The organism is Deinococcus peraridilitoris DSM 19664 (genome assembly GCF_000317835.1).
In the GTDB taxonomy this organism is placed as follows: Bacteria; Deinococcota; Deinococci; order Deinococcales; family Deinococcaceae; genus Deinococcus_A; species Deinococcus_A peraridilitoris.
On sequence record NC_019793.1, the window covers coordinates 3,148,170 to 3,170,545 of the forward strand.

The 22,376-nt window shown below is 62.1% G+C and carries 22 protein-coding genes and 2 tRNA genes; 13 read left to right on the plus strand and 11 right to left on the minus strand.

Annotated features, from left to right (window positions below; translation table 11 throughout):
- Positions 1-118 precede the first annotated feature (118 nt).
- The 7 genes from DEIPE_RS15390 (at position 119) to DEIPE_RS15420 (ending at position 8,124) form a co-directional block, all read left to right on the plus strand.
- Positions 119-502 (plus strand): hypothetical protein, encoded by a 384-nt coding sequence (locus tag DEIPE_RS15390; protein ID WP_041230938.1) that lies wholly within the window; start codon positions 119-121, stop codon positions 500-502.
- Between the two features lie 320 nt (positions 503-822).
- Complete coding sequence (locus DEIPE_RS15395) at positions 823-1,302, plus strand: GreA/GreB family elongation factor (RefSeq protein ID WP_015236893.1); 480 nt, start codon at positions 823-825, stop codon at positions 1,300-1,302.
- Between the two features lie 493 nt (positions 1,303-1,795).
- A complete protein-coding gene (gene lysS / locus DEIPE_RS15400; RefSeq protein WP_015236894.1) occupies positions 1,796-3,325 on the plus strand; it encodes a lysine--tRNA ligase in 1,530 nt (509 codons plus the stop codon).
- Between the two features lie 42 nt (positions 3,326-3,367).
- Positions 3,368-4,273: a cation diffusion facilitator family transporter gene (locus tag DEIPE_RS15405; protein WP_015236895.1), complete on the plus strand. Its 906-nt coding sequence runs from the start codon at positions 3,368-3,370 to the stop codon at positions 4,271-4,273.
- A gap of 462 nt (positions 4,274-4,735) precedes the next feature.
- Positions 4,736-5,971, plus strand: coding sequence for an ABC transporter substrate-binding protein (locus DEIPE_RS15410; RefSeq protein WP_015236896.1), 1,236 nt, complete (start codon positions 4,736-4,738; stop codon positions 5,969-5,971).
- Between the two features lie 171 nt (positions 5,972-6,142).
- Positions 6,143-7,267 (plus strand): carbohydrate ABC transporter permease, encoded by a 1,125-nt coding sequence (locus DEIPE_RS15415; protein WP_015236897.1) that lies wholly within the window; start codon positions 6,143-6,145, stop codon positions 7,265-7,267.
- Positions 7,264-8,124: a carbohydrate ABC transporter permease gene (locus DEIPE_RS15420; protein ID WP_015236898.1), complete on the plus strand. Its 861-nt coding sequence runs from the start codon at positions 7,264-7,266 to the stop codon at positions 8,122-8,124. The genes DEIPE_RS15415 and DEIPE_RS15420 overlap by 4 nt, the downstream gene beginning before the upstream one ends.
- 87 nt (positions 8,125-8,211) lie before the next feature.
- Here the strand turns inward: DEIPE_RS15420 and DEIPE_RS22435 are convergent, their stop codons facing one another.
- Both DEIPE_RS22435 and DEIPE_RS15430 read right to left on the minus strand, forming a co-directional pair.
- The gene (locus DEIPE_RS22435) at positions 8,212-8,733 is read right to left on the minus strand and encodes a hypothetical protein (RefSeq protein ID WP_015236899.1); all 522 of its coding nucleotides are present in this window, start codon (positions 8,731-8,733) and stop codon (positions 8,212-8,214) included.
- A 195-nt stretch (positions 8,734-8,928) separates the two neighbouring features.
- A complete protein-coding gene (locus tag DEIPE_RS15430; protein ID WP_015236900.1) occupies positions 8,929-9,555 on the minus strand; it encodes an SDR family NAD(P)-dependent oxidoreductase in 627 nt (208 codons plus the stop codon).
- 134 nt (positions 9,556-9,689) lie between these two features.
- On the opposite strand from DEIPE_RS15430, the gene DEIPE_RS15435 reads away from it, so the two are divergent.
- Positions 9,690-10,271 (plus strand): LURP-one-related/scramblase family protein, encoded by a 582-nt coding sequence (locus tag DEIPE_RS15435; RefSeq protein WP_157448896.1) that lies wholly within the window; start codon positions 9,690-9,692, stop codon positions 10,269-10,271.
- A gap of 37 nt (positions 10,272-10,308) precedes the next feature.
- Here DEIPE_RS15435 and ruvA read toward each other — a convergent pair whose 3' ends face one another.
- A complete protein-coding gene (gene ruvA, locus DEIPE_RS15440) occupies positions 10,309-10,908 on the minus strand; it encodes a Holliday junction branch migration protein RuvA (RefSeq protein WP_015236902.1) in 600 nt (199 codons plus the stop codon).
- Positions 10,909-10,987: 79 nt separating this feature from the next.
- On the opposite strand from ruvA, the gene lepB reads away from it, so the two are divergent.
- Positions 10,988-11,581, plus strand: a complete 594-nt coding sequence (lepB, locus tag DEIPE_RS15445) for a signal peptidase I (protein ID WP_015236903.1) — start codon at positions 10,988-10,990, stop codon at positions 11,579-11,581.
- A gap of 92 nt (positions 11,582-11,673) precedes the next feature.
- Here lepB and DEIPE_RS15450 read toward each other — a convergent pair whose 3' ends face one another.
- The 6 genes from DEIPE_RS15450 to abxC all read right to left on the minus strand — a co-directional run bounded on the left by DEIPE_RS15450 (position 11,674) and on the right by abxC (position 18,544).
- Positions 11,674-12,237, minus strand: a complete 564-nt coding sequence (locus DEIPE_RS15450; RefSeq protein WP_015236904.1) for a DUF2231 domain-containing protein — start codon at positions 12,235-12,237, stop codon at positions 11,674-11,676.
- Between the two features lie 86 nt (positions 12,238-12,323).
- Complete coding sequence (polA, locus tag DEIPE_RS15455; protein ID WP_015236905.1) at positions 12,324-14,858, minus strand: DNA polymerase I; 2,535 nt, start codon at positions 14,856-14,858, stop codon at positions 12,324-12,326.
- Positions 14,859-15,053: 195 nt separating this feature from the next.
- Complete coding sequence (locus DEIPE_RS15460) at positions 15,054-16,514, minus strand: HAMP domain-containing protein (protein ID WP_015236906.1); 1,461 nt, start codon at positions 16,512-16,514, stop codon at positions 15,054-15,056.
- Complete coding sequence (locus DEIPE_RS15465) at positions 16,511-16,960, minus strand: DUF8082 domain-containing protein (RefSeq protein ID WP_015236907.1); 450 nt, start codon at positions 16,958-16,960, stop codon at positions 16,511-16,513. The genes DEIPE_RS15460 and DEIPE_RS15465 overlap by 4 nt, the downstream gene beginning before the upstream one ends.
- On the minus strand, positions 16,957-17,772 hold the full coding sequence (locus DEIPE_RS15470) for a hypothetical protein (protein WP_015236908.1): 816 nt from the start codon (positions 17,770-17,772) through the stop codon (positions 16,957-16,959). The genes DEIPE_RS15465 and DEIPE_RS15470 overlap by 4 nt, the downstream gene beginning before the upstream one ends.
- Before the next feature lie 157 nt (positions 17,773-17,929).
- Entirely contained in the window at positions 17,930-18,544 is a 615-nt protein-coding gene (abxC, locus tag DEIPE_RS15475; RefSeq protein ID WP_015236909.1) for a monothiol bacilliredoxin AbxC, read from the minus strand.
- A gap of 262 nt (positions 18,545-18,806) precedes the next feature.
- Between abxC and DEIPE_RS15480 the strand changes: the two genes are divergently transcribed.
- Positions 18,807-19,046 (plus strand): hypothetical protein, encoded by a 240-nt coding sequence (locus DEIPE_RS15480; protein ID WP_157448897.1) that lies wholly within the window; start codon positions 18,807-18,809, stop codon positions 19,044-19,046.
- Positions 19,047-19,159: 113 nt separating this feature from the next.
- Here the strand turns inward: DEIPE_RS15480 and DEIPE_RS15485 are convergent, their stop codons facing one another.
- Positions 19,160-20,500, minus strand: a complete 1,341-nt coding sequence (locus tag DEIPE_RS15485; RefSeq protein ID WP_015236911.1) for a glycogen synthase — start codon at positions 20,498-20,500, stop codon at positions 19,160-19,162.
- Positions 20,501-20,642: 142 nt separating this feature from the next.
- Between DEIPE_RS15485 and DEIPE_RS15490 the strand changes: the two genes are divergently transcribed.
- Together DEIPE_RS15490 and DEIPE_RS15495 are read left to right on the plus strand one after the other, a co-directional pair.
- Positions 20,643-20,718, plus strand: a tRNA-Ile gene (locus DEIPE_RS15490).
- Between the two features lie 9 nt (positions 20,719-20,727).
- Positions 20,728-20,802 (plus strand) — tRNA-Val (locus DEIPE_RS15495).
- A 108-nt stretch (positions 20,803-20,910) separates the two neighbouring features.
- Here DEIPE_RS15495 and DEIPE_RS15500 read toward each other — a convergent pair.
- Entirely contained in the window at positions 20,911-21,114 is a 204-nt protein-coding gene (locus tag DEIPE_RS15500; protein WP_015236912.1) for a hypothetical protein, read from the minus strand.
- 135 nt (positions 21,115-21,249) lie between these two features.
- On the opposite strand from DEIPE_RS15500, the gene DEIPE_RS15505 reads away from it, so the two are divergent.
- Positions 21,250-22,302 carry a chemotaxis protein CheB gene (locus tag DEIPE_RS15505; protein ID WP_015236913.1) on the plus strand — a complete coding sequence of 351 codons (1,053 nt, stop codon included), beginning with the start codon at positions 21,250-21,252 and terminating at the stop codon, positions 22,300-22,302.
- Positions 22,303-22,376 lie beyond the last annotated feature (74 nt).

Below are 22,376 nucleotides of genomic sequence, written 5' to 3' on the forward strand. Positions count from 1 at the left end.
GCGCAGCCGGTCAGCCGACCGCCGGTTGGGTCGTAAAACATCCAGGGCAGCGGGCGGGTCAGGCCTCAACGTGTTTTCGCTCAGGGTCCGTTCGGGCGCGCGACACTATACTCGGGGCGTGAACGGCCACGACGAACGCGACCTGCTGCTTGAATTGTTTCCGGAGACGGCGCGCGAACTGTTCGGTGAGCCGGGTGGCCGCAGCCACGAGCCGTCGGCGCGGCGCGCTACCCTGGGCCTTTTCCCGGTGGCCGACGGAAAGCTGGCCGTGGTGCACGGCGACCGGCTGCTGGAACTCGATCCCATCGAACCAGCAGGTAAGAATGCTGTTCATTGTGATCTGTGCCACGTCACCCGGTCGCGCAGCGAGGTCGGCATTTACCGTGCCGAACTGGCTCCCCGTCGTTTTCGTTATGTCACCCTCTGTCTGAATACCCGCCATTGTCAGGCGCGCGCCGGTCACGGAGGGCTCGCCGCGTTGTCGGCACAGCTTTTTCCTTGAGCCTGCAGGTTGAGAGCGGGTTCACGGAAACTGAGCTTTTAGCGCCGGGCAGCGAGCTTTCGTTGCCCGCACGTTGGCTTTGTGCCACAATGTGACGACCAAGTTTTTCCGGGTGTATTTTGCCGCCGTTTCAGCCACAAAACCCGACCACCACGGCAAAATGCAGGTCAAGCGGAGCAGCAGTCGATCGTACTTTCCGCGCGGCTTTTCTGGAACCGCTTGGACTGAAGTCGAGGACCCAGTCGAACTGCACCTTTCCCGAACCGCCTGTGCGGTTCAGAAGTAATCTCAGTGCGCTGGACATCACAGTGGAGGGCAACGTGGCACGTGAAATCAAACTGACGCGGGAAGGCTACGAACGCCTGCAAAAGGCGCTGCAGCACGAACAGGAGCGGCTCGCCGAAGCGACACGCATCGTGCAGGAACAGATGGAAACGGCTGCCGACTACGAGGACACCGGGCTTGAGGACGCCAAGCGCGAAAAGATGAACATCGAGGCACGCATCGACGAACTCGAGGACACGCTGGCCCGCGCGATGGTCATGGCCGACCACGAAGCGGACACTGGAAAAGCCGCACTCGGGGCCATCGTGGTGTTGCTCGATGAGAACAGCAAGCGTGAGATGCGCGTTCAGCTGGTCAGCGCGCCCGAGGCGTCAGTGCTGGGCGGAGGATTGCCCAAGATCAGTGATGACAGCCCGGTCGGGACGCAGCTCATGGGACGCAAGGTCGGCGAGTCCTTTGTGGTCAACCTGGGGCAGCGTCAGGCGAAGTACAAGGTCAAGAGCATCGAATACTAAAGCGATTGTCAAAGACATGGATCGATTTTTGATCCATGTCTTTGACCGAGCGGAGAGAGCGCAGTGCCCGAAACCGCTTTTGGGCACGCTGTCAGCGCGGGGAGCGAGTGACCTCGACCAGGAGCGTTTGGAAGCGGGCAGGCGTCCTTAAGGGCGTCCGTTCTGCCCAAAACGCGGGCAGGCGTCCTTCAGGGCGTCTTGCGCAGGACAGCCCTCAAAGCGGTTTGAGGGCTTGCGCGCGTCCGTTCTGCCCAAGACAATGGCATTGATGGCGTGTCTTCCTCCAAGGGTGGAATGGACAAACGTTCCTGGTCACGTCTGGCCCCCTGGCGCCCCCGGAGCTGCCGCCTTGCGCAAACGTCAAGGCCGGCAAACGTCAAGGTCGAGCGGAGCGAGAAAGCAAAAGATCCGCCTGCCGCAGTGAAGGAGCACCGGGATACCGTTTTCTGGAGCTCGGGAAAGGCCGACGGGTCTGAAAGCTATACTGCTCTGCATGTCCGAAGTCCTTCACGAGCAGACCCGCGCCCGCCTGAACAATCTGGTGGCGCTGACCGAAGCGGGTTTTGAGCCTTTTCCGTACCGCTTCGAACGGACTCACCGTTCCGTCGAGGTCCTCGCTGTCCATCCGGCGGAGGGCGAAGCCCCGCTGGAAGCCGGCCAGAGCTGGGAGGGAGAGACGTACGCCCTTGCCGGGCGCATCATGACCCTGCGTCATATGGGTGGAGCTGCTTTCGCCAACCTGCAGGACGAGGCCGGCACTGTGCAGGTGTACTTCAACAAAAAGGACCTCGCCAGTTTTGCGGCTCTCAAGAACCTCGACCTGGGTGATATCGTGGGTGTTCGCGGCTATCCGTTCGTCACCAAGACCGGACAGCTGACCTTGCACGTGCAGGACTGGCAACCGCTCGTCAAGAGCCTGCACCCGCTGCCCAGCAAGTTCCACGGGCTCGCTGACGAGGAACTGCGTGCGCGGCGCCGCTACGTTGATCTGATGGTCAATCCCGAGGTGCGCGAGACCTTCAAGCAGCGCTCGCGTCTGCTGCGCCTGACCCGGCAGTTTCTGGATGGGCGCGGCTTCATGGAAGTCGAAGGCCCGACCTTGCAGTCGGTTGCGGGCGGAACCGAAGCGCGTCCTTTCCAGACGCACCACAACGCGCTCGATCACGACTTTTCGCTGCGCATCGCACTCGAACTGCACCTCAAGCGCCTGCTGGTAGGGGGCTTCGAGCAGGTCTACGAAATCGGCCGGGTCTACCGCAACGAGGGCGTCGACCGCACGCATAACCCCGAATTCACCATGCTGGAACTGTACTGGGCTTATGTCGACTACGGCGACATCATGGAACTCGTGCAGGACCTCTTCAGTACGCTGGTGCAAGACCTCAAGGGTTCGTACGAGGTGCCCTACGGCGAAAGGCGACTCGATTTCACGCCGCCCTTCGCGCAGGTAGATTACGTCGGGTCGCTGCGTGAGCACGTTCCTGAACTAAACTTCGATCCGCTTGACCTTGCGCGCTTGCGGACCTTCTGCGACGAGCGCTATCCGCAGTGGCGCAAGGTGCCCGACTACAAATTGCTGGACAAACTGTTCGGCGAGCACGTCGAGCCCTTGCTGCTCAACCCCACCTTCGTGATGGATCATCCGCTGGCCATCTCTCCGCTGGCCAAGCCGCACCGTTCACGCCCGGGGGTGACCGAGCGCTTTGAACTGTTCGCCAACGGTTTTGAGCTGGCAAACGCATTTTCGGAGCTGAACGACGCCCTCGACCAGCGCGCGCGTTTCGAGGCGCAATTGGCGCGCCGTGACGCCGGGGACGACGAGGCACACGAGCAGGACGAAGATTTTCTGCTGGCGCTGGAGTACGGAATGCCGCCAGCCGGTGGATTGGGCATCGGCATTGACCGCCTGACCATGCTGCTCACCAACCGTGACTCGATTCGTGACGTGCTGCTTTTTCCGTTGCTGCGCCCCGAGAATCCGCGTGCCGCCCTGGCGCTCGATCTCAGTGCCGACGAAAAGTAGGTCGCGCCGCACCTTCAAAGGCGCCGCTAAACTGAAACACTGATGTCCGGCCGCGCCGCAGTCAGCCAGCGTTTTGCCCGTCTGAGTCTTCTGGCGGGCCTGCTGGTCTTTGTGCTCAAGCTGGGAGGGTACGCGCTCACCGGGTCGGTGGCGATCTTATCCGACGCCCTGGAGAGTATCGTGAACGTGGCGGCGGCCGTGCTGCTGGGCGTCACGGTGCGAGTGAGCGCGCTGCCCGCCGACGACAATCACCCTTACGGGCACAGCAAGGCCGAGTACATCTCGAGCTTTGTCGAGGGCTTATTGATCGGGGTGGCAGGTGTGTTGATCGTGCAGGCCACGCTGTCACGCCTGATGGAGCCGCAGTTGCCCGAAGCCAACTGGCTGGGCCTCGGCCTGACCGTGCTGGCGAGCGTGCTGAATCTGATGGTCGGGCTGCTGCTGCTGCGGGCCGGCAAGGTGCACCGTTCTCCGGCACTGGAAGCCGACGGGCACCATCTCCTCACGGACGTGTGGAGTTCGGTGGCCGTGCTGCTCGGCGTGGCCATCGTGCTGCTGACCGGCTGGGCCTGGCTTGATCCGGTGATTGGCCTGCTGGTCGCGCTGGGGATCTTATGGATCGGCTGGCGCGTGGTGCGTCGTTCGCTGTCAGGCCTGCTCGACGAGCGCCTGCCTGACGAGCAGATCCGTGCAGTCAGGCGGGCGATCGAAAGCTTTGAAAGCGACTACCTGGAGTACCACGATCTGCGCACCCGCCGGGCCGGCGCACGGACCTTCGTGGATTTTCATCTGGTTCTGCCCGAATCCCTGACATTGTACGAGGCCCACCGCCTGTGCGACCATATCGAAGAAGCAATCGACCTGGAATTGCCCGAGACCAGCGTGATCATTCACGTCGAACCTCAGCAGTTCGCGCACGAGCCGGGCACGGTGGATGTGCGGTTCTGAACCCGAAACGCGCCCGGCGCCCGTTCCCGGGAATAAACGCGGTGCGAACGTTTTCGTTTGACGGCGGAACGAACAGAACGTCATTTTACGGTGCCTGCACTTGGGCGTACTCCTGCAGATTTCGGCCGGTTTTCCCACCGCGCTCGGGTATCCTTTTTTGGTGTGCCCTCCTTCTCTCTGACCAAGGCGAACAACAGGGCCGCACGAGGCCCCAGATTGCGGCAGGCGATGCACACGGTCGGTCCGCGTTGCCTGAGAGCCCGAAAGGCGCGCTTTGGTTGTAAAGATTTGGGAGCTGCCGGGTGCAGTCTCGGATTGCGCTGATCTAGGCGCTTGGTGAAAGAAGCTGCTGTTCGCGCTATCCTGTTTCAAGAACTCTTCATGCTCGGAAGCTTGTCACTCCGATTTCAACTGGCTGGGAACAGGCTCTGCATTTCGCTCGTCCCGTTTCAGGAGGAAGTTATGAAAAAAGCAGTGTTGTTTACGGCCGCCTTGATGGTGGGCACCTCGGCCCTCGCCCAAGGCAAGCTCGAAATCTTCTCGTGGTGGTCCGGTGACGAGGGTCCGGCCCTCGAAGCGCTCATCAAGCTTTACAAGCAGAAGTACCCCTCGGTGAACGTCGACAACGCCACGGTCACCGGTGGCGCGGGCACCAACGCGAAGGCCGTGTTGAAGACCCGCATGCTGGGCGGCGATCCACCTGACAGCTTCCAGGCACACGCTGGTCAGGAACTCATCGGCACCTGGGTGGTCGCCGGCCGCATGGAAGACCTGACCCCGCTTTTCAAGAGCGAAGGCTGGATGACCAAGTTCCCCAAGGACCTCATTCCCCTGATTTCTACCAAGGACGGTATCTGGAGCGTGCCGGTCAACGTGCACCGCTCGAACGTCATGTGGTACAACCCTGCCAAGCTCAAGGAGTGGGGCGTCACGGCGCCCAAAACCTGGAATGAGTTCCTGACTACCTGCCAGACCCTGAAAGGCAAGGGCTTGGCCGCCCCGCTCGCGGTCGGTCAGGACTGGACACAGCAGCACCTGTGGGAAAGCGTCGCCCTGGGAGCCTTGGGTGCGCAAGGCTGGAACGACCTGTGGACCGGCAAGCTGAAGTTTACCGATCCCAAGGCCGTAAACGTCTGGACCACTTTCGGCAAGGTCATGGACTGCGCCAACAAGGATGCCAGCGGGCTGTCGTGGCAGCAGGCCACCGATCGCATCGCCAAGGGCCAGGCGGCCTTCAACATCATGGGCGACTGGGCTGCCGGTTACATGGAAACCACACTCAAGCTCAAGCCCGGCACTGGCTTTGGTTGGGCGGCTGCGCCCGGTACAACCGGCTCCTTTATGTTCCTGAGTGACTCCTTCGGCCTGCCCAAGGGTGCCAAGAACCGTGTCGCCGCGACCAACTGGCTCAAGGTGCTGGGCAGCAAAGAAGGCCAGGACGCCTTCAACCCGCTCAAGGGCAGCATCGCGGCGCGCCTTGACAGCGATATGAGCAAGTACAACACCTATGCCAAGTCAGCTTCCAAGGACTGGAAGAGCAACAAGATCGTGGGCAGCCTGGTGCACGGCGCCGTGGCCCCCGAAAGCTTCATGAGCTCTTTCGGTACGGTCGTGGACGCCTTTGTGGGCAGCCGTAACGCGCAAACGGCAGCCGCACAGGCTCAGGCGCTCGCCACCCAGGCGAACATCGGCAAGTAAGTGGTCTGAAGGGGCGTGGCGCTCAGTCACGCCCCTTTTGCTTGCTGCCCTTTTGCTTTTTGAGCATCTGTGGTGCTGTGCTGGGAGGGGAAACATCATTCCATTGGCCATCACCTTGCACAGCACACCGCACGCTGACGTGCGGTGTGCTCGCCTGAACTGGAGCCCTTCATGAGGTCACTGCGAAACCGAGACCAGTTCATTGCTTTTGCGGTGCTGCTGCCGTCACTGATCCTGTTGGGCATCTTCGTCTACGGTTTTATCGCCCAGACTGGCTATACCTCGCTTACCGACTGGGGCCGCGATCCGGCGCAGGCGCTGTCGTCCAACCCGATCATTCGCTACATCGGCTTCACCAATTACCAGGACCTCTTTTCCGGATTTCTGGATGTGCGTTTTCGTCAGGACCTGGTCAGCGCACTCTTTTTTACGGTCTTCTTTTTGCTGGGCTGCCTGGTGCTGGGTCTGCTTCTTGCCATGATGCTCGACCGCAATCCGCGCGGTGAGGGCTTTTTCCGGACGGTCTTTCTGTTTCCGATGGCGCTCTCGTTCATCGTGACCGGTACGGTCTGGCGCTGGATGCTGCAGCCTGCTGGCGGTGTCAACCAGATTCCGACCTGGTTTGGCGCGCCGGCCGGACAGTTCGATTGGGTGGCCTCACGCGCTTCAATCTGGTCGTTCGACTGGAACCTGCTGCCGCTCATCACGGCACTGGTCGTGGCAGTCATCTTTGCCTGGATTACGCGCGGTGCCCTGCGTGAAGGCGCGCGTACCCGCGCGGTAGTGGCCGGCGCCAGTTCGGCGCTGCTGGTGCTGTGGGCCCTGCTGGGCGGTCCCAGCGTCAGGCTGCTGCCTTATGCGGAGCCACACGGCTTCAACCTGGCCCTGGCCGGTATCATTCTCGCCGCCGTGTGGCAGATGTCCGGCTACACTATGGCGCTGTATCTCGCAGGCTTGCGCGGCATTCCAGACGAGTTGCGCGAAGCGGCGCGCGTGGATGGCGCGTCCGAACGTCAGGTCTACACACGGGTGATCTTTCCGTTGCTGGGCCCGATCACCCTTTCGGCGATGATCATCCTGGGTCACATCAGCCTCAAAATCTTCGATCTGGTTTTCGCTATGTCCGGGCCGGACAATACGCAGACCAGCGTGCCGGCGCTCACCATGTACATCACCGCCTTCCGAGGAAACCAGTTTGCCAAGGGTGCGGCAATTGGCGTGATTCTGCTGCTGCTCGTCGCAGCGGTGATCGTGCCGTATCTGGCGTCCACCTTCAGGAAAGAGGCCAAATCGTGACCACCGTACCGACGACCGGTTCGGCCACTCCGGGCACCCGTCGCCTGAATGCCTCGCGCCCGCTGCTTTACCTGGGGCTGGCGCTGGCGGCCCTGTTTTTCCTGCTCCCGGTTTATCTGCTGGTCATCACGGCCCTCAAGAGTCCGCAGTTCATCTCGCTCGACACCACCTGGCAATGGCCAAGGACGCTGAACTGGGCGAGCTTCGCGGACGCGTGGACCAAGGTGAGCGGTGGCCTGCGCAACAGCCTCGTGCTGGCGGTGAGCGCCACGGCGATCAGCGCGCTGCTGGGCAGCCTGAACGGTTACGTACTGTCCAAATGGGCCTTTCGCGGTTCAAACCTGATTTTTGCGCTGATGCTGTTCGGAATGTTCATTCCTTACCAGGCCGTGCTGATTCCGCTGTTCCAGTTCATCAAAAGCATCGGGCTGTACGGTTCGGTGTGGGGTCTGGTGTTCGTGCACGTGGTGTACGGCCTGCCAATTACCACGCTGATCTTTCGCAATTATTACGCGGAAGTGCCCGACGCCTTGATGGAAGCGGCGCGCATCGACGGAGCGGGCTTCTGGGGCATTTACCGCAGCGTGATCTTTCCGCTGTCGGTTCCCGGGTTCGTGGTGGTCATCATCTGGCAGTTCACGCAGGCCTGGAATGAATTTTTGTTCGGTGTGACGCTCACCAATCCAGCCAGCCAGCCGATCACCGTTGCGCTTGCACAGCTGGCGGGCGGTCAGGCGGTCAGCTGGAATCTGCCCATGGCAGGCGCTATCCTGACGGCCATTCCGACCTTGCTGGTGTACATGGTGCTTGGTCGCTACTTTGTGCGTGGCCTGCTCGCGGGGTCCGTCAAGGGCTGAAATTCAGCAAGAAGAATGGTCAGGGCGCTCCCAAGGAGCGCCCTGACCATTCTTCTTGCCGCTGTGCCGCGGCAAATCCGTCTGGACTCAGCGACCGTAGATCTGCCCACCATGACGCTGCAAAACGTCATAGACGGCCGACTCGTTCATACCGTGCGTATCCTCGACGGCGACCATCGTGCCACCCTGCTCAACGCGGTTCCCATAATAGTCGGCTTCGTCACGGCTGTAGCCAGCGTCGGCGAGGGCGTTGGTGATGCCGCCGATGGTGCCGCCGACGATGGCCCCTGCTGCGGCCCCGCCGCCTGCGGCGCCCAGGCTCGAGGCCAGCGCGCCCGCCGTAATAAAGGGCCCGACACCGGGAATCGCTGCAGCAGCCAGGCCGAACAAGGCGCCGAGACCGGCACCGGCAGCCAAGCCGCCGGCGGCGTTCTTGGCGCGACGTTCGCCCTCGTCCTCGACACCACCGTTCGTTCCGGTGGTGGTAGCTTCATCATTATGGCGGCCCACGAAAGACAGGTGGGCGTCGGCGAGGCCCATACGGCGCAGTTCGGTCACGGCGGCTTCAGCGTGGGTTTGCGAATCAAAGACAGCAGAAATTCTGGTCATGGTTCATCCTCCTCGATGAATGTCGTTCGTACCGGCCCTATCGTGGAGGGTGAAATGCGGCGCAGGTTGTGGACCCACGCACAAAATGCTCTTTTGCTGAAGCTGGTGCCAAGAATGTCTGAAGCGTGAGCAGGCGGCCTGAGACGAATATGGGCGGTGTCTACGGGTGCTGTGATCACTCGTCGGAGCTTTCCCTCAGATGGACAGCTCGAATTGCCCAGGCTGCTCAAAACGGTCACGGACAATGACCTCAGCCACGTGCTCCGGTGTCAGCGCTCCCGGAGGGACTGGCCCTAGTCCATCCCACAAGCCGGTTTGTACGGCGGGTGGCAGGACCACGGTCAGGACGTATTGACGGTGCTCCAGCCGCGCCACCTCAAGCAGGCGGGCCATGGCCGCTTTGCTGGCCGCGTACTGAGAGAAGCCCCGTGCTGTTACCAGTTGTGCCTGTGCCCCCAGGACGTAGAAGCGTCCACCCTGGCTCAGCTTGGGCAGACCGTATTTGAGGGTCCAGAGCACCCCGAAGTAATTGGCATTCCAAGTCCGGCGCGTACCTTCGGGTGAAGTGATCGCCACGACTTCCGGCAGGACGCTTCCGGCAGCGTACACGATGGTGTCGAGCGGTAGGCTGATGCCCTCGAACAGCGTCCGGACGTGACTTTCGTACCCGAGGTCAGCCAACACCGGTGTGGCCTGCAGTGCCTGCGCCAGCGAGGAGAGGGTATCGGAATTGCGGCCTGAAAGCCACAAGGCCTCTTTGGGCCAAGCGCGTGAAAGCGCCGAGCCGATGCCTCCTGTGGCGCCAATGATCAGGGTGGCCATATGTTCTCAGTAACGAGGCTTTTGGCTTTCTGCTTTGTGAGGTCGGTTGCAGAGTGACAAGGCGCTTGGGCGTTTCGAGCTTTCCACACTGGCACGAACGCACGGTATGGTGAGGCGTGACATACACCTATCCGTTGACCGCCACTTTTCGTCTCGTGACGCTTTCACCCGAGCTGCAGGTTACCGACGCCAAGGGAGAGACGCTGATGCAGGTCAAGCAGAAGCTGCTGACGCTGCGCGAGGACACCACCGTCTTTGCCGACGCGGAAAAAACCCGTCCGCTCTACCGCATGAAAGCGGACCGCGTGATGGGATTCCGGGCCGTGCACCGCATCACTCGTCTGCGCGACGAGCAGGTGATCGGCGCGGTGCGTGCAGTCGGCCTGCGCTCCTTGTGGAGTGCCCGTTATGACGTGACCGACGCTCAGGACCGCGAAGTGCTGACCATTCGTGAGGAAAATCCCTGGATCAAGGTGATCGACGGCCTGATCGATGAGATCCCGGTCATCGGCTGGATCGCCGGTATGTTCATCAACCCCTCTTACCTGATGCTCAACACGGCAGGGGAGACGGTCTTTCGCATTCGCAAGCGGCGGTCACTGGTGGAGCGCCGCTTCATTCTCGAGCCGGTCACCCCGCCGGACCCGGCCCTCGATCCTGACCTGGTGGTGCTGGCCCTGATCGAAACCGTGCTGCTGGAGCGCGAGCGCGGCTGACCCGGAGGGTGGGAGGACGGGCGCGCTGGTGGACTTTTTAACGCAGGCGCCCCAGACTCTTGCGGATAATCTGGTCAGCACTCAATTCGGAATTCTCGGCGACCAGCTCGGATACAGCTGCGCGGACCTGCAGTTCCCGGTAGCCCAGGGCCAGCAGGGCGTCGACCGCGTCACGTTCGGCGCTGTTGGTGATGCCCGCCGGGCGGCGCACCCCCTGAGCGACCTCGTTGGCGAGCCGGGGCGGCAGCTTATTGCGCAGTTCCAACGAGAGACGCTCGGCAGTCTTTTTGCCCACGCCCGAAACGCTGGACAGCAGTCCGATGTCGCCCTGCAGGATGGCGTGCGCCAGTACAGCGGAGGGCATGGCCGAGAGCAATGCCAGGGCGAGCTTGCCACCGACCCCGCTGACGCCCGTGACGTAATCGAAAAGGGTCGCGAGATCCGGGTGATGAAAGCCGAACAGTGTCCAGGCGTCCTCGCGGATTTGCAGCCGCGTGTGCAACTGTGCCACCGTCTCGACTTGCAGGGTGTCGAGCGTGGTGCGGGGGCACAGAACCTCGTATCCCACTCCACCGGCCATCACCACCGCGCTGTTTTCGCGTAACTCACGTACTGGGCCTTCCAGAAAGGCAATCACGCCTTTAGTGTAGCGTGGCTCTGTTCTGCTGTGAGCGTAATTACCACATTTTCCCGTGCTGCCCTGCTAGATTCGCGGCGTGACCCGCTCGTACCTGACCGCTTTCCTGCGCGACTGGGTGCTGTGTGCCGCCTTGCCCATCTGGCTGATTGCCACCTTTGTGGTGATGTTCGCGCGGGTAGACGGCATCTCCATGAACCCGACCTACCAGCATGGTGACGTACTCTTGCTGTACAAAACGCCGCGCTGGCTGCACGCCTGGGGTATTGGCGGCGACTGGCCGAAACGTGGCGAGGTGATCGTGTTCAAGGCGCCGCCCGGCCATCAGGAAAGTTACGAGACCGGCGTGCTCGGCCTGCGTTACCGGCCTTACCTCATCAAGCGCGTGGTCGGGGTTGAAGGTGACCGCCTCGAAATTCGTGAGGGGTTGCTGGTACGCAACGGTGAACGGCTCGCGGAAAGCTACACTACCGGCGAGGCCGGGCAGGACGCGCCTCCCGTAACCGTTCCTCGAAACAGCGTGTATGTCCTGGGCGACAACCGGCGGCTGGGGGACAGCATCGATTCGCGCTACTTCGGGCCAGTGCACCTGCGCGACGTGGCAGGCGTGATCGGCCCGGTCCTGTTTCATGCGCGTGCCCGCGAGGCTGCGGACGAGGTGAGCGCCGACTGACCCCAGCCTCTAATAGAGGTCCTCGGCGCGAAGCAGGCGATCTACGCTGGAGCGCAGAACAGTATCGAGGTTTTCGGTAATTGCGTTCTCGTTTACCGAAGAGGACCGCCCATTCCGACGCGGTGTTTGTACACCAGGTGGCCCCCCAGGTAAGCACTCACACCGATGATCGACAGGCCGCCCAGCGCCAGCATTCGCCCCGCGCGGCGTCTGCCCTTGAGCCGCGCGATCAGCGACAGCAGATAGACTGCCTGGGCCGTTTCGTTCATCAGACCGTGCACCAGCCCGATCCGGCGTGGCAGACGTTTCAGTTTGTGCCAGTCTGTCCAGCCGGCGGCGACGGCCGCTCCTGAACCCAGCAGACCGATGCCCAGCACGGCGTTCGAGCCTTTCTCAAGTCCCTTCACTCCCAGCACTTCCAGCAAATCGAGCACACCGACGGTCACCCAGGCGCCGATGGGCAGCTCGATCAGCACCGGGTGGAGGGGATGCCCGAGGAACTTCCCGTGCAGCACGTCCTCGACTTCATGCCCCAGTTCTCCGGCTGCAGAAAAGCCATCGTGAATGAGCTCCTGCAGGTGATCCGCGTGATCGTCGAGCCAGTCCTGCCGTGCGAAAAAACGGTCCACCTGTTGCGGAAGTTGTGTCGTGTGCATGCCGCTCCTTTCGTGCGTCCTCAGTGTGGGTGGCAAACCGACTCGGAAGGTTGAGACTGCCCTAAACACGGCTGAAGAGCAACGCGTTATTTGGTGTCGTACCAGTTCGGGCCGACGCCGACCTCGACGCCCAGCGGCACTTTCAGGTCGTAGACTTCCAGCATTTCGCGCCGGATCAGCTGTTCGACGTCCTGCGCGACACCTTCCGGCACCTCGACCAGAATTTCATCGTGCACCTGAACCAGCAGCCGTGCGCCCAGCGCAGCCAGCTGTCCTTCCAGCCGGACCATGGCGAGCTTCATGATGTCAGCTGCCGTGCCCTGAATGGGCATGTTGTAGGCGATGCGCTCGGCAGCCTCGCGCACATTCTTGTTGCTGGCGTTGATTTCGGGTACGTAGCGCCTGCGTCCCATCAAGGTCTCGACGTACAGGTGCTCCCGGCAGAAGGCCAGCGTCCGGTCGATGTATTCGCGGATGCCCGGGTAGGTGGCAAAATAGCGCTCGATAAAGCCGGCGGCTTCCGCGTAAGGAATTTTGAGGTCGTTTGACAGGCGGTGCGCGCTCATGCCGTAGAGCACACCGAAGTTGACGGTTTTGGCGGCGCGCCGCTGTTGCGGCTGTACCAGCTCCTCGGAAACGCCCAGCACCTGTGAGGCGGTCCGGCGGTGAATATCGGCGCCGTCGATAAAGGCCTGCTGCATTTTGGGATCGTCGGCGATGTGCGACAGCAGGCGCAATTCCAGCTGGCTGTAGTCGGCGCTGATCAGGCAGTAGCCCGAATCGGCGACAAACCCCTTGCGAATCTCACGCCCGGTTTCCGTGCGAATGGGAATGTTCTGCAAATTGGGATTGAGGCTCGACAGGCGACCCGTCGCCACCGAGGTCTGCGAGAAAGTGGTGTGCAGACGCCCGGTGTGCGGATTGACCAGCTGGGTCATGGCGTCCAGGTAGGTACTTTTCAGTTTGGTCAGTTCGCGGTACTCCAGGAGTGCCGGTATGATCGGGTGCTCGTCGCGCAGCGGTTCGAGGGCACCGACGGCCGTGGAGCGCTTGCCGGTCAGCTTGGTCTTCTTGCTGCTGGCCAGCCCCAGCTCGTCGTAAAGTACTTTTTCCAGTTGGTCGCGGCTGCCGATGGGAAATTCGCGGCCCGCGTGACCATAGATGTCGCTTTCCAGGTTGCCGATGCGCGCACCCATCGACAGGCTCAGCGCGCGGAAGTAGTCGCTGTCGATACGAATACCGTGCACTTCCATCTTGGCCAGCACACTGCTGAGCGGTTTTTCTACCTGGTCGTACAAAATGCGGCGCCGTTCGTCGAGCTTGTCTTGCAGCGCGTCGAGCAGGCGCCCACCGGCCACCGCGCGCCCTGCTGCCTGGTCAGGCCAGGCGTGCCCGAGGTGCTTCTCGCAGGCCAGCTGAGGGGTGGTGACGGCACTGTCGATCAGGTAAGCCATCAGCATGGGGTCCTCACCGGGCAGCACATTCACGCCACGAACCATCAGATGGGTCGCCAGCGCTTTGGCGTTGATGGCGTTCACGCTGCGCTGTCCGACGAACTCGGCCAGTTCCACCTGCTCGAGCACCCGGGCGGCCTCGCCGTCCCAGGTGGCCACCTCGGCCAGCTCGGCTTGCAGGTCGTCTTCACGGGTCAGTCGGTAGCCCCAGATGACCCCTTCGGTGGGGGTCTGCCAGGGCGCCAGCGTGGGCGCCTCTGGCTCGGGCGTCGCCTGGGGCGCGTCGCCGTCGCCCAGCAGACCCATCACGTCACGCACGAGCGAGTTGAACTCCAAATCGCGCAGTTCGGCGAGCAAGGGTTCCAGATCGATTTTTCCGCGCTTTTCGCCGATCTGTACGTCTACGTCGAGATCGGTGACCATGCAGCTCAATTCGCGGCTGAACTTGACGTCCTCGATGCTGGCGGCAATTTTCTCCTGCGCGCCCTTGGGTTTGAGGGTGCCGTTCTGTGCTTCCTGCAGAACGGCGTCCAACGAGCCGTAGTCCTGCAGCAGCTTGGCCGCCGTCTTGGGTCCGATGCCTTTCGCGCCGGGAATGTTGTCGCTGGCGTCTCCGGTCAGCGCACGGAAATCCACCCATTGCCGCACGGTCACGCCGTACTTCTCGTGAATTTCCGCTGGGCCGAGCAATTCTCCGGCAGAATTGATCACGCGCACCTGATCGTCGAGCAACTGGTAGGCGTCACGGTCCGAAGTCAGAATGCGCACCTGGTAACCCTGCGCCTCGGCGCGGCGGGTGATGGTGCCGATGATGTCGTCTGCCTCGTAGCCGGGCATCTCGAAGCGTTGCAAACCCAGCAGGTCGACCAGCTTGCGGATGCGGTTGATCTGTCCGGGCAGATCTTCGGGGGTCTTGGCGCGTCCGGCCTTGTAGCCTTCGAACTGTTCGTGGCGAAAGGTCTTGGCCGGAGCGTCGAACACCACGATTACCTGCTGAGCGTCATTGCGCAGCAGCCGAAGAAGTTGGCGCAGAAAGCCGAAAATCGCCTGCACGCTCTCGCCCTTGCTGGTGGTCAAACTGGAAATGGCAAAGTACGAGCGGTATGCCAGGGCGTGCCCGTCGACCAGCACGACCGTTCCGGGATTTTGGGACACGGGAGCGCTCATGCCGGATTTCCGATGGCAAAAAGCGTGCGGAGCGCGGCCCGGCCGCACGAAGAGGAGACAGACATGCGGTCATTCTACCCTGAGCGTAACGGCCCCTGAAGACGAGGTGGGTGAGTGACAGCGGTTGAGTAGAGAACGAAAGAGGCCACTGCCAGCAGGCAGTGGCCTCTCTGAGGAGTCTTAGAAGGTGTTCGCTCAGCGGTTGCGGCGGCGGCGCAGGCGCTCCATGGCCGCTTCGAGGGAGAGGCGCATGCGCTCGAGGGCCTGCGCGAGGTCGCCGATCTCATCGTTACGCTCGGCGGTAACGGGCGTGTCGAGCTGCCCGAGGCTGATCTTGTCGGCAGCCTGGACAAGGGCCTCGATGGGCTGCACGATCCGGCGTCCGGTGCGCACCGCGAAGAAGGCCGCGACACCCGTGGCCAGCAGAATCAGCATTATCTGAATCAGCACCGACTGCCGGGTGACGCGCAGCGATTCGTCGGCAATGACGCCCACGGCGATGGTGTAGAGCGCTTCGCTGTTCTTGAAGTTTTGGTCCGAGACTTCGGCGGCGACCTTGCGCGTTTCCCCTTGTGCGTCGGTCACGCTGTACACGGCCATCTGCTGCAGCTCGTAGCTGGTGACGGTGGTTTTCTGATTTTCCGGAGCGCGTACCTTCTGTTCCAGGGTGGCCTGGGCATTGCCGACATCCACGCCGCTCTCTTTGAGCTGTTGCAGCTGCAGGGCGTAGCGGTCGGCTGGCTTGTCCCGGCCGACGAAGCTGCTGGCGCCCTGATGCGTGGCCATCCACTGGTTGACCTGCTCGCCCAGCACAAAGTCGGCTTCTTCGTTTTTCGAGCGGAAGAACTGCAGTCCATCGGGCGTGTTGAGGGCCACGAAGCCGACGGCCGGCTGTTGCAGCAGGGTCTTGAGCTGGGTGTCGAGCGCGTTCACGTCGTTGATGTCGACGCTCGTGCCGACACTGGCGGCCAGGGCGCGCGCGCCTTCGCGAATGACCTGCTTCTGCGCCTGAGGAACGCTCAGCAGGGTGCCGGCCACCGAAGCAAGCCCGGCCAGCACGACCGGCAGCAGGGTCGTGACCAGCACGCGCTGACGCAAGCTGAAACGGCGCTCCGGCTTGGTTTCGACGACGGGAACGTCGGCAAAAGTCTGCTCGAGGGTGGGGTTGGTGGGCAGGGTCATGGCGGCCACCGGAGCTGCAGTGATGACCGGCTCCGGCGCGGCGGCAACGGCGGGTGCGGCCACGGGCACGCTCGAAGCGGCGGGCTGCGCGGCGGCCACCGGAGTCACGGACTCGGCCACCACACTGGCAGGTTCGACCGTGCTGACCGGCGCGGGAGTCGGCGCGTCGCCTGCCGGAGGTGATACCTCACGTGGGGCCACAGTGGGTTCGCCGAGCGGCACGACGTTGACGGTCGTGGTGATGTCGTTCTCGACGACTTCTTCCAGGGTGACTTTGAGCCCCATGGTTTCGTAGAGCGACAGCAGGGTATCGGCGCGACTTTTGCTGGTGGGCTTGAGCAGGCGGCCGGGCTTGCGGCTGGCCAGCTTGATGGCCTGGTCTTCGCTCAGGCCAAAACGGGTCGAGAGCCGTTCGGACAATTCGGGGCGCAATTCATTCGGAACGATCTGGGAGAGAACAACGGTGTATTTCATGACAGTCCTTTCGCACGAATGCGCCCCAGAAAGGCGCTGCGTTGCGGTTCACGCAGGTCTTGAGCGACGCGCAGAATCAGGTCGGCCGCGCCGACATCCTCTCCCAGCTCGTCGATGGCGTCTTCCACGATGACCTCGCCCACCGGGCCGATCAACTCTACGGCGGTCTTGCTGACCAAGTCGAACAGGTCTTCGCCGCTCAGCAGTGGGGCGGAAGTGCTCTCCACCGGGGTAGCACGGTCACCGACCGCCGCGAGGGCCAGCCCGAGATGCTGCTCGATGGCTTTCAGGGCGCTCTGTACGTCGCCTACGGCCATCCCGAGCTGACTGGCCATGACCGCGACACTGTGCTCGCCGTTGATCAGGTCGGCGACCCGCCAAAGTGCAAAAGGCAGCATGGTGTCTTCCTGCAGCGGGGTCGGCAGGGGAACCGAGGTGGCGTTCATGCCTGCTCGCCCAGGCCGCTCTGTGCCCAGAGGCTGTGGCCGTGCAGGGCGTCGAGCGGCAGTTCCCCGGCGCGGCGTCCTGCCCGCACCAGGGTCAGCGCGTACGCGTCGCGCAGCGCCGCAAGCAGCTCGTCGGCGGGCACGCTCTGGACGAGTTGCAGTTGTCCACTTTCATACACGACTTCTCGGGCGAAGGGATCAAGGCAGAGGTGATCGTCGGCCAGCTCCAGCGCGCTGGCGCGCCAGTGTGCTGCCACGTCGAAATGCCGGGCGGCAACGTTGAGGGCGGTGTTGTAAAACTCGATCACGCTTTCGGTCGATACCACTTCGCGGGGCGCCGCGATGAGGGTTACCCGCTCGCCTGCACGGGCGAGCGGTCCGTGCAGGTGCTGACCGGCATGCCAGTAACTGTCCCCTGCGGGACCACGGATAACGCCGCTGAACGCCTGCAGGGTGCGCCCTGTCTGCAGATCCTCCCAACGCTGTTCTTCGCCTTGCAGAGTTGTGTCGCGACATTGCCATGCCAGACGGGCGACCTGACTGTCGAGCAAATAAAGGCTCAGCGAGCCACGAGGAAAATGGAGGGCCAACGTGACGAGATCGTCCTCGGAATTGTCGCTGTAGCCACCGAGGGCTTCACCGTCTGCCCAAAAGAAACGGGCGCGCCTGTCGTTCTGACGGACCTCCAGGGCACCGCTGAAATGGTCCCGCCTTTTCAGGTCGGCGAAGACTTCCGGCCACGGCCAGAAATCGGAAGAGATTTCACTGTATGCAGCTTGATCGTGGGGGAGCTGAGGCCAAAGATGAGACATAACTTGGGGTGAGTTTACCGGGTCTCATGGCCTTCATGTTAAGGGAGTACATCGTGCGCGCATTTATTGCTCATCAAGTGAAGAGCTCAAGCGGCGGGCGTGAGAGTGCCAAGAAGGGAGGGTGCCCGAAGGCACCCTCCCTGTGAAGGTATCCGCCTCAGAGTTGCGCGAGCAGTTCCTGAACCCGTGTTTTCAGATCACCGCGCGATTGGGGCGCGCCCAGCTGGTGAAGGCCACCGTGGTAGGCGTCGGGGTCACCGAAAAGACGGCTGAGGAGTTCGAATTCACGTTGGGACCGCAGGTTGGCGTCGTCGCGGAAATAGTTGACGTAAGCTTCCTGAAACTGCCATTCATTCAGTTCGTCGTTCAAAAACTGGTGCATCAACTGCTTGTAGGGCTCGATGTTGGTGGAAATGCCCTCGGCAGTGTCTGTCCGCAGGGGAACGTGCGCTTCGAACACCGGGGCCAGGGCCTGAGGCGTGATGTCCCAGTTGTCCACATCGAAAACGCTCTGGCCATTCTTGAAGAGCAGAAACTGGGGGGAGTGGTGACGAACGCCGGTTCGCTCGGCCACGTGATTGGAGGCCGGACGCCAGTCCACGACCCGGATGAATCCGACGGGAAGTTCATGGCGCGCCAGGTAGGTTTCCAGCACTCCAAAGCCCTGCATGGTCTTGTGGCAGGTCCCGGCCTTGAAGATGGCGGCCAAGGGGAACTGCGCAAGGAAAGTCTCGACTTCGTCCGGAGTGGTCAGGGGAACGAGTTGCGTCATGACATCAGTCTACCTCACGCTTTGTAAAACAAAGTGAACCCATCATGTTCGGGCCCGTTGTGCACTTTTCTGGTGTCGAACTCGAACTTTTTGGCTCAGATGAAAAAGTAAAAAAATGAGGGTGCGCTAAGCACTGAACCGTTTTACCGCACGCTTGATGTATAATGTACGCAATACGTATTCAATCCTGACTTTGCGAATTCTAAATAATCCGCATAGAGACGGCAATTATGGAAACGGTTCATCCCTGTATACTCACGTCATGACTTACGTTGCATATGAGGCTCTTGAAGTTACCCCCGCCGTACTCGCGCACCCTGAATTGGCGCAGCGCTGGAAGTACGCGGCCCAGAACAACCTGATCAAAGCCGTCGGCCGTGGGCGCTACAGTGCAGTGCTAGACGAACGTCTGGCCACCGCGCTCCGTCACACCCTGCCTGAGGTGGTCATGTACTGTTACAACGACGGTGATGACACCATCTGTATCGGTGCCCCTGCCTGAACCCTGAACTGCGCAAGCACGAACCGCGCCATCCGGTAACCATGCAGCAACGAAGGGCCCCATGTGGGGCCCTTCGCCGTTTGTCCGCCTCTGCACGAACCTTTGCCCGGCAGTTACACGGACGAACGTGTCACCGAGGCGTACAGTGCCTGATATTGCCGGGCTGCACGGTCCCACGAGAAATCAAGCTTCATGCCGCGCTCTATCCGGGTTCTCCAGAGGGCCGGATCGTCAAATTCCTTGCGGGCCAGTCGTGCCACGCGGGCCAGGGCGGTCGAACTGCACTTCTGGAACAAAAAGCCGACGTCGCGTGGAACGCTGTCGTGCAGCCCTCCCGTGTCCCGCACAATCGGCACTGCCCCATAGCGAAGCGCGATCATCTGCGAAAGCCCACACGGCTCGAAGCGGCTGGGCATCACGAATGCGTCGGCGCCGGCATAGATGCGGTGGGCCAAAGGCTCGTTCATTCCGCGCAGGTAGCGCACACCCTTGCCGTCCCATTCCTGCAGACTTGCTTCCAGACGAGGATCGCCGCTGCCCAGTACCACGACGTCCCAATCCCGGGTCAATTCGGGTAAGGTGTCCACCAGCAAGTCGATGCCCTTCTGCTCCACGAGGCGGGTCACGGTTGCCAGCACCGGTTTGCCACGTAGACCCAATTCGCTCCGCAGGGCCTTGACGTTGGCCGCTTTACCCTTCGCGGTCTTGAACGGCCTGATCTCAGGGTCGTTGCGTGGATCCCACCGTTCCAGATCGAGCCCATTCAGGATGCCGTGAAGCTGCCCCCGGACGTACCGTGCCCGCAGAATTCCATCGAGCCCTTCACCCAGGGCCGGCGTGGTGATTTCGCGCGCGTAAGTCGGGGAGACGGTGGTGATCGCATCGGCATAGACCAGACCGGCCTTCATCAAGTTGATGTCACCGTGAAATTCGATGCCCTGGGGTGAATAGGTTTCCTGCGGCAAACCCGTCCAGGCGAATGCGTCCCACCCTGACCAGCGGCCCTGGTACTGCAGGTTGTGAATGGTGAACAGGCTGGGCAGTTTCCGCTCGCGTGCGAAGTAGCAGAGCAGCCCCGCGCCCCAGTCGTGCGCGTGCAGCAGATCGAAGCTCAGGCCGTACGCATCGAGCGTGGGCAGGGCCGAGCGGCAAAAGCGGATAAATCGCCAGACATCATCGCTGGCGTACATGCCACTGCGGTCGAATTCGGGCAGGCCGAGAAACAAAAAACGTACCCCGGCCTGCACCACCTCGCCCAGGTGCACTTCGCCCTGCTCAAACACTGTGGTGGGTCGGGGCGAAATGTCACGGTACCACGGGCTGAGCACCGTGACCTCGGCACCGTGCTGTGAAAGAGAACGAGGAAGGGCGTCCAGGACGTCGGCCAGACCTCCCGTACGCGAAAACGGAAAGACTTCCGAAGCGACGTGTAAGACGCGAAGGGCGCTGCTCATTCGCCAAGTCTACCCACACTGCGGGTCAGGCGACATTCACGATCAGACATCCTGGAAGTTTCGGCGCCAAAGTGCGCTGCTGATCGGGTTCGTTTGACAAGGCATCGGTGGATTGCTATAGTCCCTTTCGCTGCAAAGCCTCGGGCTCTTAGCTCAATGGTTAGAGCAGTCGGCTCATAACCGATTGGTTACAGGTTCAAGTCCTGTAGGGCCCACCAGCACATTTCGGGCGGTTAGCTCAGCGGTAGAGCACTCGCTTCACACGCGAGGGGTCGTAGGTTCAAATCCTATACCGCCCACCAAAAAACCTCGGCTGAGCCGAGGTTTTTTATTTTGTTAGAGCTGTGGGTACAACAGCGTGACAGACCACTGACAGACAAAACCTGAAGCTGCGCCCGACAGCGAGGGGATCAGTTTTTCAGGCGCCCGAGCAGCGTGAGCGCTTCGGCACGGAGCGTTTCGAAGGTTGCGGCGGCGTAAGGGGCGCGGACGAAACGCTGGCGCAGGCCTTGTACGGAGGGCCAAAGATCGGCACGCTCCTGCGTCCGCACGTCCACGTACGCTTCAGCGATCGCGCGCAAGGCGAGCCGCCGCGCACTTTCCACTTCGTTCATGCCTTCATAGTATTAGAGCTGTCTGAAGCGCTGCTGACGCTCACCGCGCGAACTTGTCAGCATGAGCTGCATGAAAACTTGCTCTCGATACGAGGACGCTGCCTGAGGGTCCGTGGCGCGTCAGAATAAAGCATCATGTCCACGTTGCCCCTGATCGTCGTCGGCGCGTCGGCCGGAGGGCTCGAGCCACTCCAGGAGCTGCTCGCAAATCTACCACCAAATTTTCCGGCGGCGGTGTTCGTGGTGCTGCACCTCGCACCGCATGCGCCCAGTCGCCTGGCCGAAATTCTCGATCGGGCCGGGCCGCTTCCCGCGCTGCACCCCACGGACGGGGAACACATCCGGGCGGGCCGGGTGTACGTCGCGCGGCCCGACCACCACCTGCTGATCGAGGGAGAGCAGGTGGGCATGAAGCGCGGCCCGAAGGAAAACCGCTTTCGTCCTTCGGTGGACGCGCTTTTTCGCTCGGCGGCGTACACGGGGGGCGTGGACGTGATCGGCGTGGTGCTGAGCGGCGTACTGGACGACGGCACCTCGGGCCTGTGGACCATCAAGCGCCTGGGTGGGCTGGCCCTTGTGCAAGACCCGGCCGAGGCGCAGTTCGGCGCGATGCCCGAAGCCGCCCTGCAGCACGTCGAAGTGGATGAAGTCGCGCCCGCGCGGGAACTCGCCGGGGTGCTTTCACACTTGCTGTGCACGCGCGCGGAAAGCAGCAGCGCCCGCGGGGCGGAGGTCGTCATGAACGAAGAGGAGCGCCAGCGCCTCGAAATGGAAGTACAGTTGGCGGAAGGAAAGCATGCGCGCTGGCTGGAACTGTTTTCCTTCGCCGAGCCTTCGAGTTACGCCTGCCCGGAATGCCACGGGGTGCTGCACCGCTTTCAGGAAGGCAGCCTGACGCGTTTTCGCTGTCATACCGGGCACGCCTACACCCTGAACGCTTTGCTCTCGGAAATGACGGGCGCCATCTCCGAGCAGCTCTTTCAGGCCCTGCGCGCCACCAACGAAAGCGTGCTGCTGCTGGGTCAGCTGGCCCGTCAGGCGCGCGAGCAGCACGACGCGCAGCGCGTGAGCTGGTTGCAAAGCAAGAGCCGTGAGATCGAGCGGATCTCGCGCGAGTTGCAGCTGATGCTGACGCAAAGCGAGCAGTTCAGCCTGGACGAACTGCCCTCCCCCGGTGCGCCCGGCTGACCGCGGCCTTCATCCAGGCAACGTCCAGGGAACAGGTGCACTTCACACATCGGGATGGAGTAGGGTGAACTTAC